The 12295-nt window shown below is 65.1% G+C and carries 14 protein-coding genes; 9 read left to right on the forward strand and 5 right to left on the reverse strand.

The window, feature by feature from the left end; genetic code table 11:
• Positions 1 to 49: 49 nt before the first annotated feature.
• The gene (locus ACLMAJ_RS09610) at positions 50 to 1012 is read right to left on the reverse strand and encodes a TetR/AcrR family transcriptional regulator (RefSeq protein ID WP_412013185.1); all 963 of its coding nucleotides are present in this window, start codon (positions 1010 to 1012) and stop codon (positions 50 to 52) included.
• A 74-nt stretch (positions 1013 to 1086) separates the two neighbouring features.
• On the opposite strand from ACLMAJ_RS09610, the gene ACLMAJ_RS09615 reads away from it, so the two are divergent.
• The gene (locus ACLMAJ_RS09615; RefSeq protein WP_412013186.1) at positions 1087 to 2358 is read left to right on the forward strand and encodes an MFS transporter; all 1272 of its coding nucleotides are present in this window, start codon (positions 1087 to 1089) and stop codon (positions 2356 to 2358) included.
• A gap of 233 nt (positions 2359 to 2591) precedes the next feature.
• Here ACLMAJ_RS09615 and ACLMAJ_RS09620 read toward each other — a convergent pair whose 3' ends face one another.
• Positions 2592 to 3797, reverse strand: a complete 1206-nt coding sequence (locus ACLMAJ_RS09620; protein ID WP_412013187.1) for a phosphotransferase — start codon at positions 3795 to 3797, stop codon at positions 2592 to 2594.
• Between the two features lie 180 nt (positions 3798 to 3977).
• Positions 3978 to 5384 (reverse strand): acetate metabolism transcriptional regulator RamB, encoded by a 1407-nt coding sequence (gene ramB, locus ACLMAJ_RS09625; protein ID WP_412013188.1) that lies wholly within the window; start codon positions 5382 to 5384, stop codon positions 3978 to 3980.
• Between the two features lie 93 nt (positions 5385 to 5477).
• On the opposite strand from ramB, the gene ACLMAJ_RS09630 reads away from it, so the two are divergent.
• The 6 genes from ACLMAJ_RS09630 to ACLMAJ_RS09655 all read left to right on the forward strand — a co-directional run bounded on the left by ACLMAJ_RS09630 (position 5478) and on the right by ACLMAJ_RS09655 (position 10200).
• Positions 5478 to 6989, forward strand: coding sequence for an ATP-dependent DNA ligase (locus ACLMAJ_RS09630; RefSeq protein ID WP_412013189.1), 1512 nt, complete (start codon positions 5478 to 5480; stop codon positions 6987 to 6989).
• Between the two features lie 230 nt (positions 6990 to 7219).
• Entirely contained in the window at positions 7220 to 8632 is a 1413-nt protein-coding gene (locus tag ACLMAJ_RS09635; protein ID WP_412013190.1) for an inorganic phosphate transporter, read from the forward strand.
• A gap of 104 nt (positions 8633 to 8736) precedes the next feature.
• A complete protein-coding gene (locus ACLMAJ_RS09640) occupies positions 8737 to 9021 on the forward strand; it encodes a hypothetical protein (RefSeq protein WP_412013191.1) in 285 nt (94 codons plus the stop codon).
• A 10-nt stretch (positions 9022 to 9031) separates the two neighbouring features.
• The gene (locus ACLMAJ_RS09645) at positions 9032 to 9367 is read left to right on the forward strand and encodes a DUF3349 domain-containing protein (protein WP_412013192.1); all 336 of its coding nucleotides are present in this window, start codon (positions 9032 to 9034) and stop codon (positions 9365 to 9367) included.
• Positions 9368 to 9374: 7 nt separating this feature from the next.
• Complete coding sequence (locus ACLMAJ_RS09650) at positions 9375 to 9671, forward strand: DUF3349 domain-containing protein (RefSeq protein WP_412013193.1); 297 nt, start codon at positions 9375 to 9377, stop codon at positions 9669 to 9671.
• Positions 9672 to 9834: 163 nt separating this feature from the next.
• A complete protein-coding gene (locus ACLMAJ_RS09655; protein ID WP_412013194.1) occupies positions 9835 to 10200 on the forward strand; it encodes a hypothetical protein in 366 nt (121 codons plus the stop codon).
• Here the strand turns inward: ACLMAJ_RS09655 and ACLMAJ_RS09660 are convergent.
• Complete coding sequence (locus ACLMAJ_RS09660; protein WP_412013195.1) at positions 10185 to 10658, reverse strand: DUF4254 domain-containing protein; 474 nt, start codon at positions 10656 to 10658, stop codon at positions 10185 to 10187. The two genes, ACLMAJ_RS09655 and ACLMAJ_RS09660, sit on opposite strands and share 16 nt — an antisense overlap.
• A 50-nt stretch (positions 10659 to 10708) precedes the next feature.
• On the reverse strand, positions 10709 to 11011 hold the full coding sequence (locus tag ACLMAJ_RS09665) for a hypothetical protein (RefSeq protein ID WP_412013196.1): 303 nt from the start codon (positions 11009 to 11011) through the stop codon (positions 10709 to 10711).
• A 141-nt stretch (positions 11012 to 11152) separates the two neighbouring features.
• Here ACLMAJ_RS09665 and ACLMAJ_RS09670 point away from each other — a divergent pair, with 141 nt between their 5' ends.
• Complete coding sequence (locus tag ACLMAJ_RS09670) at positions 11153 to 12034, forward strand: Scr1 family TA system antitoxin-like transcriptional regulator (protein ID WP_412013197.1); 882 nt, start codon at positions 11153 to 11155, stop codon at positions 12032 to 12034.
• On the forward strand, positions 12031 to 12234 hold the full coding sequence (locus ACLMAJ_RS09675; protein ID WP_412013198.1) for a DUF397 domain-containing protein: 204 nt from the start codon (positions 12031 to 12033) through the stop codon (positions 12232 to 12234). Before ACLMAJ_RS09670 ends, ACLMAJ_RS09675 begins: the two co-directional genes overlap by 4 nt.
• Positions 12235 to 12295 lie beyond the last annotated feature (61 nt).

A 12295-nucleotide genomic window follows, 5' to 3' on the forward strand; every position in this document is an offset into this window, starting at 1 on the left:
TATCGGCGGTTCTGTCGTGTTCGGGGCTACGTGGGCGGTGCCGACACAGTCAATCGGCCAAGAGTTTGAGCACTACCGGGCGGGAGAGCGTGCCTGCGACTCGGCGGGCCAGTTGGTTGGCGCTCGCGCCTTCCGCGTTGGCGGTGCGTAGCGCGTCGGCCAGCTCGTCGCGGGCCGTGTCAGCGGCGGCCTGTGCGGCACGCAGTCGCTCGGCAGCCCGGTCCACTGCGGAGCCGGGGCCGTCCAGGTCGGTCAGCTCGTTGTGGGCCGCGGCGGTTGAGCCCGCCGGGATTCCTGTGTCGGCGGGAACAGGCCCGTCGATGGGGTTGGCTGTGGCGATCGCGTTCGTCGAGGTTCCTTCGGTTTCGTGCGTCTCAGGTGTCGCGGCTCGATCCACCTGGGTGGTCAACTCATTGACCGGGTCGCCGGATTTCGGGTCGCGTCGCATCGCCGCTCTGACGAACTCCTGTATGAACCGCTTGGTCGTTTCGTGGTCTTCGGCAGCGGCGCCCAGCAGCAGCCTGGTGGTCTGCGGAACCGCGTAGGTCCAATTGGCGACGCCGCACATGGCGAGCAGAACCAGCCCGGCCTGCTGTTCCTCTACGTCGAATTGCTCACGGGCCCTGTCGAATTTCTGCACGTAGTGCTCAGCACGCCAGCCGTCGATGTCGTGCGCGTCGGCGCCGCGGTGCAGTGACTCCCACAGCAACAGTCGCAACAGTTGCGGGTTGGCGCGGTGGTAGTCGAAGAGCTTGCCGACGTACTCGCCGGGTTCGGTGTCGGCCAGCGGCTGCACGACGTCGATGAACTCGCGCATCGTGTCGATGAGAATGACGTCGAACAGCTTGTCCTTGCTGCCGAACAGGCCGTAGATGCGCTCCTTGTTGACACCCGCCGCCTCGGCGATGCGGTCGACTCTGCCGCCCGCGAGGCCGTATTCGGCGAACTCGTCCCTTGCGGCACGCAGCAGCGCCTGCTTGGTCGCGTCGCTGCGTTTGATCGTGACGGTCATGGCCCCGACTTTACCATTTCATTAAACCAACTATTTGGTTGACAGAGTTTGATGGCCATCGTACTGTCATCGCTATGGCAACGCCGATACTTCAGCTTCCGGCCGGTAACCCCGCCGAGGCACGCACCCGGAACGTGTCCGCACGCGCGCACACCGGGCGCACACTGCCGGTCTTCGTCCTATCCGCCCTACTGGCCACCGGCCAGATGTACATCCCGATACCCTTGTTCACCGCCATGAAAGCCGATTGGAATGTCGGCGCGGGTGTGATGACCTGGATCATCAGCGCCTTCGCCTTCGGCTATGCGGGTGGCTTCGTGCTTTTCGGCCCGCTCTCCGATCGCTTCGGCCACCGTCGTGTACTGGTCACCGGTATGATCGCCGCCGCGGTGGTCACTCTATTGACCGGCCTCGCATTCAGTGCCCCGATCGCCGTCGGTCTGCGGATCGTGCAGGGTCTCGTCGTCGGCTCGATTCCACCGGCGATCATGGCCTACGTCGCTACCCGCATCACGCCCGCACATCGCGCCGTCGTCACCATGTCGGTGGCCACGTCGTTCCTTGCCGCGACGGTGCTCGCACAGATCGTCTCGCAGGCGGTGGTCGACGCGTTCCCGTGGCGCACCATGTTCCTCGGCTCGGCCGTCGGCTTCACCGCACTCGCGTTCGCGCTGCGCGCGGTCATGCTCGAAGACGCGCCGACCGGCCGGGACAAGCCGCTGCTGCACAGCTATGCGGCCATCCCCGCGGTGCTGCGAATCAAGCCGCTGCTGCCGATGCTGATCGCAGGTGCGCTGAGCATGGCGGTGATGGTCGGGGTCTACACCGGCATCGAAATCACCGGCGTAGTCAAGGGATCCGGTGAACTGCTCGCCCTGCGTGCCGGTGCGCTTCCGGTGATGATGGCCCTTCCGCTGCTCGCGATGCCGTTGGCGCGGCTCTCGAAGCCGGGGCAGATGGTGCTCGGCGTGCTTGTCGCGGCCGTCGCGATGGTGCTCGCCACCTTCGAAGGCGGACACCTCGGAGTGCTGACGGTCCTGCTCGCCGTCCTGGTCGGAGGTCTCGGCATCATCGCCCCCGCCGTCCTACAGACCGCGGGCGAATTGGGCGGCGAAGCCCGCGCCGCGGCATCTTCGGTCGCCATGTTCAGCTTCTACGTCGGCGCGACTGTCGGACCGATCGTCGCGGCAGCCGCTGCGCCACACGGCTTTTCGATGCTGGCATGGACGCTGGCCATCCTGCTGGTCGTCGCCCTCGGCCTGACCACACTCGGTATGCGTCTGCAGCGCAAGGCATCAGCCGCAACGACAGCCCACGACATTGCGCAGGTCGCACAACCTGCCTGAGTCGATAGGCGCCAATGAGCCAGGCGGACACCGGTATCGGCCGGATGTCCGCCTGGTCCGTTCTACATACGATGGTCGATCGTGCCTAGTGCGATCGCTGCGCCGACACGCGGCTTGCAGGAGAACGCCAGCTCATCGCCGGCAAGCAACCACCAGCGCGAGCCGATTGCCGGGTTCGGTCCACGAGTGCTGTACCGGAAGACCAGTTGTCTAGGGCTCTTCGCGAACACGACTCAGCGGGCCTCCTCGACGGCTTTCGCGGCGTCGAGGTCGAGTACGGCAGCGGCGGTGCGTTCGATGATGCCGAGACAGATCTCGTCGGGCTGGAACTTCGGCTGGATGATGCTGTGGCCCATGGTCGCCAGCCAGATGAAGTACGGATACAACGCTTGCTGGCGATACGCAAGCCACGCCGTGTCGAAATCCGGTGCCGGGGCGCCGCAGGCCACCAGTTGTTCGAGATAGACGGTCAACAGCTCGTATTCCCATGCCCGTCGGTCGGCGACGGCGAGGCCGGAGGTGACCACGTAGGCGAAGTCGTAGGCCCAGCTTCCGCGCAGCACGACCTGCCAGTCGGTGAACCCCATGCGACCGGTGGCGGTGACATATGTGTTGCCGATATGGCTGTCACCGTGCAGGAAGGTCTGCGGGCCGGTGCTGGCGATCGCCAGCGATTGTTCCAGCGCCCGGTAGAGCCGGTCATGTTGGGCTGGAAGCCCTTCGGGTAGTACGGTGGCCGCTCGCCGGGCCCCGACCTTGGCTCGTTTCGACATGCCGATCAACCGGTCGAGATTGGCGAAGTGCGCCTTTGGGGCCTTCAGCCACCGATGCTGCCCGAGTTCCTTGTCGTCCCAGTAGCGGGCGTGCCACGTCGCCATGGTCCGAAGAAGATCCTCGATCTGCGCTCGCCCGATCGGTGACTGCGGCGTGCAGAAGCTGGCGCCCTTGGTACTGACGATGTCCTCGAGCAACGAAATCGATCGCCCCGACCGGTAGTCGACCGCACTGTGGTAACCGCGCGGCGCCTCGATTTCGAGTTCGGGTCGCAGATATTTGACGAATCCCGGCTCACCGCCGAGTATTCCGGCCAAGTCCAGGGTGAGCCGTTGTTTGAAGTCCGCGGTCGTCTTCGCGAACAGGTTTTCCGGCAGGCCTGCGACCTGACCGGATTCGTTGTAGGTGACGCCCAGTTTCCAGCGGGTCGAGGTGCCTGCGCTCACGGTCTCGGTGTCGAACGTCTCGACCGCTGCACCGGGGTAGCCGTCACACAGCACGGCGGTGAGCCAATCGACGGTCACTTCCCGTCCGGTGACCGGTACGTCGGCCGCGCTGGTTGCCCGCTTGCGGACGAATGCTTCCCTGGCGATATGACCACCGATGCGCGTTATTCCACGCGCTACCTCCCCTGCGGGGTGCCGGGTCGCTGTCTCGGACTCCACCGGGGCCTCCTCTGGTCGGCAGCATTCGAATGTGTTGTGCCCGGGGTATTTCCGAGTATCGGGCTGCCGTATTCCGGACCCTAAGGCAAGCGTTCAGCGGGAACATCCGTCATCCCGGCCAGGAATATCCGCCTCATCCACGCCCGCCTGGTCATGTCGGGCGCATGAAAGGGGATTGGGCTACTTGAGGACGTACGGCGATACGGAGCTGCGATGTTCGCTGATATCCAGCACCTTGCCCAGCGGCGGGAAGGCGCGCTGCGGGCAGTTGGTCCGTTCGCACACGCGGCAGCCGGCGCCGATCGGGGTCGCCTTCGCCTCGTCGAGATCGATGCCGTCGGCGTAGACGACGCGGCCCGCGTGCCGTAATTCGCAACCGAGGCCGATGGCGAAGGTCTTGCTGGCCTGGCCGTATCGGGTGGCGCGGCGCTCGACGGTTCGGGCGACCCACAGGTATTTGCGGCCGTCGGGCATCTGGGCGATCTGGGTCATGATCTTGCCGGGGTAGGCGAAGGTCTCGTAGACGTTCCAGAGCGGGCAGGTGCCGCCGCTCGCGGAGAAGTGGAAACCGGTGGCGGACTGGCGTTTCGACATATTGCCCGCCCGGTCTACGCGGACGAACGAGAACGGCACGCCGCGCAGTTTCGGGCGTTGCAGCGTCGAAAGCCGGTGGCAGACGGTTTCGTAACTCTGGGTGAAGAAGGCCGAGAGCCGCTCGATGTCGTAGCGGAAGTCCTCGGCGACCTCGAGGAAATGGGTGTAGGGCAGCACGGTCGCGGCGGCGAAATAGTTCGCGAGGCCGAGCATGGCCAGCTTGCGGGTGTCCTCGGAGGCGAAATTACCCTCCTCGACCAGCTTTTCGAGCAGATCGCCGCATTCGAAATAGGCCAATTCGGCCGCGAGTTTGAAGGTGCGCTGCCCACCGGACAGGTGAGGCGCGATCTCGAGTCGCTGGGTGTCCGGGTCGTACCGGTGCAGCACACCTTCGCCGAGGTCGATGCGTTCGACGATCCGTACGTCGTGCGCCCGGAGCCGGTGCGCGATCTCACTATTGATGTCGCCACCGTGGAAGCGAATACGTGCGGTGAGTTCTTCTGCGGCGGTATCCAATTCGTGGATGTAGTTCTGCCGCTGATAGAAGAAGTCACGCACTTCCTCGTGCGGCTTGCTGATCGTCGCGCTGCCCGAACCGTCGGCGAAGCGGTCCTCGGTGGCGGCGGCCAGCTGCGCGGAGGTATTGCGGTAGCGGTTGTGCATATTCACCAGCGCGCGCGCCATGCTCGGGTGCGCGGAGACCATGTCGGCGATTTCCTGGGTGTCGGCCTCGATGCCGAGCTCCTGGTCCATCACGACTTCTTGGAGCTCGGCGATGAGCCTGGTGTCGTCCTGCGAGGAGAAGAAGGTGGCGTCGACGCCGAATACTTCGCTGATCCGCAGCAGCACCGGCACGGTGAGCGGGCGCACATCGTGTTCTATCTGATTGAGGTAACTCGCCGAGATCTCCAGCTTCTGGGCGAGTGAGACCTGGCTCAGCCCTCGTTCGGTCCGCAGCTGGCGAAGCCGCGCCCCGACATAAGTCTTGGCCATGTGTCCAGTTTATTGGCGTCTTCACAACTCTGCCAATGGCGAATTAGCAGCAGTCCTGAGCGATATGTCACACCCCCGGGCTACCGTCAGGTGGTGCTGTTCTCGGATGTCGTGCAGGCCTCGGAGACCGTCCGCGCGACGCGGTCCCGGAAGACGAAGATCGCCGCGTTGGCCGGGCTGCTGTTCGATGCCGCGCCGGACGAGCTGGTCCCGGTGGTCGCCTGGGTTTCCGGGGAGCTACGGCAGGGACGCATCGGCACCGGCTGGCGCACTCTCACCGCGATGGACGGTGCGCCGAGTGATGTTGCCACACTGACTGTTTCGGGTGTCGATGGTGCGTTGAGCGAGTTGGCGACGGTATCGGGGACCGGTTCGGCGAACCGCCGCAAGGAGCTGCTCACGGCGCTGTGGACCGCGGCGACCTCGGACGAACAAACCTTCCTGCTTCGCCTGCTGGCCGGTGAACTGCGCCAGGGCGCGCTGACCGCGATCGTCAGCGAGGCGGTCGCCATGGCGGCGCGGGTGCCGGTGGATCTGGTTCGCCGGGCCTACATGCTGTCCGGGCAACTGCCTGTCACCGCCGTCGCCGCGCTGACCGGTGGGGCGGACGCGTTGAGCGAGTTCCGGCTGGAGCTCGGTCGACCCATCCAGCCGATGCTCGCCTCGCCCGGTGCCTCGCTGGAGGAGGCGATGGCCGAGTTCGACGGCGAGGTGACCGTGGAGCACAAGATGGACGGCGCCCGGATTCAAGTGCATCGGGACGGTTCGCGGGTGTGGGTGTTCACCAGGACGCTGCGCGATATCACCGCGAGTGTTCCGGAACTGGTCGATCTGGTGTCCCGGCTGCATTGCACGAGCGTGGTGCTCGACGGAGAAACTCTCGCGCTGACCGATTCGGGGCGGCCGCGTCCGTTTCAGGAGACGATGAGCCGCTTCGCCGAGGTGACCTCGACAAGGGAACTGCTGCTGCACCCCTATTTCTTCGACTGCCTGCACCTCGACGGCCAGGACCTGCTGGACTCCCCGCTGCGCGAGCGCCGTACGGCGCTGATGAAAGTCGCTGTCGAACACAGCATTCCGGCGTTGCTACAGCCCGATCCCGAGGCGGCCGCCGAGTACTTCGACGGCGCGCTCGCCTCCGGCCACGAGGGCGTGATGATCAAATCGCTGAGCGCGCCCTACGCGGCGGGCCGACGCGGTCGCGCCTGGCAGAAGATCAAGCCGACGCATACCCTCGACCTGATCGTGCTCGGCGCCGAGTGGGGATACGGCCGCCGCACCGGCTACCTGTCGAACCTGCACCTCGGTGCACGCGATCCGGAAACCGGCGACCCGGTGATGGTCGGCAAGACCTTCAAGGGCCTCACCGACGCGCTGCTGCAATGGCAGACCGCCGAATTCCCGCGTCACCAGCGCGCCCGCGACGATCAAACCGTCTACCTCCGGCCCGCACTCGTCGTCGAGATCGCGCTCGACGGCGTCCAGGTGAGCCCTCGCTATCCCGGCGGCGTCGCACTGCGCTTCGCCCGCGTCGTTCGCTATCGCCCGGACAAGGAACCGGCGGACGCCGACACCATCGAAACCGTGCGCGCCCTGCTGCCCTGAGCGCTGCGGTTGGCTCGCCGCGCTATCCGGGTGAGCATGTGATCGTCGGGACGACGGGCATTCCGGGAGCCAACGCGTGGATCGGTGATCGCTTCGCGGGCCGACCCGTCGATGAGGGCCGCTCGAGCTTCGGCAGGTAGAGGCCAGGTCCACGGTAACCGATCCATTTCGAGTGCCGACAGATGGCAACCGCATGGCAATCCAGACGGTCGGTACTTCACACTGGAGGGGTGACCGTCGAATTATTGGTTCTGCTAATCGTCATCGTCACGGCACTCGCGTTCGATTTCACCAATGGCTTCCACGACACCGCGAACGCGATGGCGACCTCGATCGCCACTGGCGCACTTCGACCGCGCGTCGCAGTCGCATTGTCGGCGGTGCTCAACCTCATCGGCGCCTTCCTGTCGGTGGCTGTTGCCGCGACAGTGGCCAAGGGGATCGTCCGGCTCGACGGCGTCGACGGCCAGGATCTGTTGATCATCGTGTTCGCCGGTTTAGTCGGCGGCATTCTGTGGAATCTGCTGACCTGGCTTTTCGGCCTGCCGTCGAGTTCATCGCACGCATTGTTCGGCGGTCTGATCGGCGCGACCATCGCCGCGCTCGGCTGGAGCGGAGTGATCTGGGCGTCGGGTTCGGACGGTGTGCTCACCAAGATCGTGCTGCCCGCCGTGCTCGCCCCGATCGTGGCGGCGCTGGTTTCCGCCATCGGTACCTGGGGCATTTATCGGCTCACCAGGACATCGGATCCGAACAAGGTCGACGAGGGTTTTCGCTGGGGCCAGATCGGGTCGGCCTCGCTGGTTTCGCTGGCGCACGGCACCAACGACGCGCAGAAGACGATGGGCGTCATCTTCCTCGCGCTCGTCGCGCACGGCACCCTCACCAAGAACGACGAGATGCCGCTGTGGGTGATGGCCGCCTGTGCCGTCGCCATCGCGGCGGGCACCTACCTCGGTGGGTGGCGCATCATCCGCACCCTCGGTAAGGGCCTTGTGGAGATCGACTCTCCGCAGGGCCTCGCGGCCGAATCCTCCTCGGCGGCGATCATTCTCACCTCGGCCCATTTCGGCCTTCCGCTCTCGACCACGCAGACCGCGACCGGCTCGATCCTGGGCACCGGGCTCGGCAAGGGCGCGGAGGTGCGCTGGAGCGTGATGGGCAGGATGACGGTCGCGTGGCTGTTGACGTTGCCGCTCGCGGGCATCGCCGGTGCCATCTGCTGGGCCATCGCGCACGTCATCGGCGGCCTCGCCGGCGTGCTCGTGGTGTTCACGGTCCTGATCGCTCTGTCGGCGGTCATGTACCTGCGGTCTCGGCGCGACCCGGTCGACACCAGCAATGTCAACGAATGGCCAGGCGGGACGTCGGCCGCCACCGACGTGTCGGACAACGCCGGCCACGGATTACCCGACCAGACATCGAACGCGGCCGATGTGCCGGGTGGGGCTGCCAACGGATCGGGTGGCGGGGCATCGGATGCCGCCGATACGCCTGAAGGAATTTCCGATGGTGCGAAGGGGACGACGACGAAGGTGCGTGAGGTGTCAGAGGGCGTGACCGCTGACGGGTTGTCGCCACCTTCGGGTCCGTCTTCGTCGGAGGGGCCCGGCGCCAAATCCACCCGTCCCGCCCAGGTTTGAAGCGTGTCCTACAACGCGGTCGATCCCACCCGCCTCGGGCGCTCCCCGGGAGCCCGTTGGCAGTACCCGACGCGTGGACCACATTCGGCATCAGGAGGAGCACCGTGCACACGCTCATCACGAATCTGAACTCGCTGTGGAAGGTGACCGTGGCGGGCCTTGTGCTCGGTGCCGGGCTGCCGATCATCTTCGCGGTCGGGGTGCGGTTCTGGTCGGCGGCCGATCCGGTCACCGCCGATGGCCGTGCCGCGCAACGCAACTACCCGGCGCTTGCCGGAGCCGTCGCATGCTTCGGGCTGATCATCGTCGCGATTATCACCGGGATTCTATACACCGCAAAGGCATTCCTCGCCGCCAAACTCGGCATCCACCTGTTCGGACAGGCCTGAAGGGCTCACCGTGACCGATCAACAGAAATCCACGCAGGGGCGACCGAACGGGCTCAGCCGGGTCATCGGCTGGCTGCGTGCCGGATACCCGCAAGGGATCCCCAGTTCCGACTACGTCGCCTTGTTCGCGGTGCTGCACCGGCATCTGACGGATTTCGAGGTCGTCGCGGTCGCCGAGGAACTGGCGAGCTCCAACCCCGACAGCGAAATCACGCACGCCGATATCGAGATGGCGATCGGTCGGGTCGCGATGGAGCAGCCCGACGCGCACGATATCGCCAGAGTCGCCTCGCACCTCGCGGCAGGCGGCTGGCCACTGGCCACCCCCCTCTCCGACATCGATTGATCCTCCGATGCCACCGTTCCTCAACGCGATCATCGACTGGCTGCGGGCCGGATATCCGGACGGTGTGCCGGAATCCGACTACATCCCGCTGCTCGCCCTGCTGCGCCGCCGCCTTTCCGCCGACGAGGTCCGCCAGATAGCCGCGGAGCTGGCAATGACCGGCGATCTACCGGCCGACAAGACCGATATCCAGGTCATGATCACCAAGATCACCAACGGAATGCCATCGGAGACAGACGTAGCCCGCGTCCGCTCCCGCCTGGAAGCCCATGCCTGGCCCGATCCGCCGACACCCGCCGATTAGCGCGCTCTCGAACGGCGATCTGATGGGCGGGCCGATGTGGTTCGCGGTCAGGCGAATCACGGTTAGGCGCAACAACTTCGATAATGATGGGACAGGCCGCGCATTTCATATGCGATAGTGGGTTTGAGTATTGCCAGGATGGGGAACTGGTTAGGGTCGGCGGGTGATGGATGCGGCTTTGCGGGTGGAAACGGCGAGCGGGGAGGCTCGGGAGAATCCTTCTGCGGACTTGCTATTCGACCTATTGAGCGAGATGAATCTGCGGCATCGGTTCGTGATCGTGGATCGGATGGATGCCGAGCCGGCCGGGCAGCACTACATGCAGGTCTATCTCAATGACAATATGAGTTGTCAGGTGGAGTTCCGTGAGGGCGGCTCCGACCGGCACTTCGCGGCGCGGGTGGCAGGGCCGTTCGATATGTCGGGTCACGAGATCGTGGCAAAGGTGTTGCAGGGCTGGGCTTTCGGGGCGCCGGGCTGGCGTGAATCGCTGCCGTGGTCCCGGGTGGAAGTTCAGAACCAGCCCTGATCGAAGTCGTAGGGGCGGTGGCCGCCGAGATCGGGCAGGCGGCGAATGCCCGCGCGGACTTCGAAGGCGAGGTCTTGGTAGCCCAGGGCCAGTTCGGCCAATCGCTGCCAGGCGTCGTGGACGATCCAGTCGGGTGCGGTGCGCAGGGCCGCGTAGGCGCAGGTGGAGAATTGGGCCATCCTGTCGACCACGGTGCCGACGGTTTCGGTGTGCATGTGGGCGCCGCCGTGTGGGAGCGGAACTTCGGTGGCGATCCAGCGATCGATGATGAGTACCAGATGCGCACGCCGCTGATCGATTTCAGCTGTCGAACCCAACGCGCACTGCATGCGCCGCTCATGCAACCCCGCCAGCTGGTGCGCGGATTCCAAGAGCGGATGGTCGCCGCTCAGCAGCATCCGACAGGCTTCCAAAACCCTCTCCTTCGGCGGCAGTGGTTCCATCTCGGTTCCCCTCATTCGAATGATGTTGCTGGACAACGATCTACCCGCACAGCCGATCGAATCGATCAACGCCGATGTCGCCCCGTGATCCTGGAGAATCGGTGCCGATGCCGCGGCGGCGGTGTATCCCAAGGGCTTTCGTTGACGGCAAGCCCCAATGCCTCCAACGCGGTGAGCCCCAACCGAGCGGCAAGCTCGTCCATCACCGCAACGAACTCCGCTGCCTGAATGGCAGCAGCCGCCTGCTCGGTAGAAAGCATCCGTCCCCGCAAATACGAAACCACCCACGCGTCATCACTGACCCGCCGCGCCTGATGCGCAGTCCGATCCCCGACCATCCACACCCGATCGACAACATGCACAGCCATGCGCCCCCCTCGTCCCGCGCCGTGCGGGCCCGGGAACGCTCCCGCCTGTGATCTGTAACACAGAGTACTGTAGATTCGTAAAGTATACGAGTCAAATTATGAGATGAATTGCGCGAGAGCGGTGGCTGTACGATGCGCGACATGGCCCTGTCACCTGCGGTTGCGCGCTGGGAGTTGGCGCTTCGGCTGCGCCGGCGTCGCCTGGAGCTCGGCATCGGCGCATCGGTGATCACCAAGGCGCTCGATGTGTCGCCCGCCTACTGGTCGCACATCGAAAACGAACGAAACCTGTTGCCCAAGGACAAACTCGAACAGTTGCTCGACATCCTGGAGATCGACGACAAGGAGCGGGGCGAGCTGCTGTTCCTGAGGGACAGTGCCAAAGGGCGCGGGTGGTGGACGCGGTACTCGACGATGTTCGGTGACGACGTCATGCGCTATTACGGTCTGGAGTGGGGTGCCGAATGTATCCGGACATACGAAAGTGTCCTTATGCCAGGGCTACTCCAGTCCGAGGAGTTCATCCGAGCGGTGATGGTGTCCGCCAGTGCGACGGTTCCCGCGATCGAGGTCGATCAGCGTGTTGAAGCGAGGTTGCAGCGCCAGCGGCGACTGGACGACGATAGTCCGGTCCGGCTGATCGCGGTTATCGGTGAGGCTGCGCTGGTGCAGCAGGCCGGCGGCCCAGAAGTGTTGCAGCGACAACTGATTCACATGGCGGACGTGGTCGAATCTCGGGCGGATCGGATCGACCTACGCGTCATCCCGTTCACTGCGTCACACAGCCTGCCGACCGGATCCACGTACCATCTGCTCGATTTCGAGAGCCCGCACCTGCCGACGCTGGCATGGCACGAGTCGGCGGTGTTCGGCCAGATCATCGTCGACGATGTGAGCAGGAAAGAGACCAAGGTCCGTGACCTCGGCTTCGTGCACGACCGCGCGCAGTCGCTCGCGCTGAACCGCGCCGACTCGTTGGCCCTGATCAGGGCCTGCGCCAGGCGATTACACTCCGATAAGTGAGCGGTACCCGTTGGTTCAAGTCTTCCTATTCGAACGACAGTCAGACCTGTGTCGAAGTCCGATTCGAAGGCGACCGAATTCTCGTCCGCGACAGTAAGTATCAGGGCCTGCCCGACGCCCGGCCAACCCTCGAGTTCGAGGGCGCGGAATGGACTGCATTCACGGCAACCATTCGAGCGGCATCATTCCCGCCTGCCTGACAGGCGCTGATTACTCGTTACCCGACGCCGAATAGTTCCCAGCCGACTCACAGCCCCGTCG

It is taken from the genome of Nocardia arseniciresistens (assembly GCF_046764875.1).
GTDB lineage: Bacteria > Actinomycetota > Actinomycetes > Mycobacteriales > Mycobacteriaceae > Nocardia > Nocardia arseniciresistens.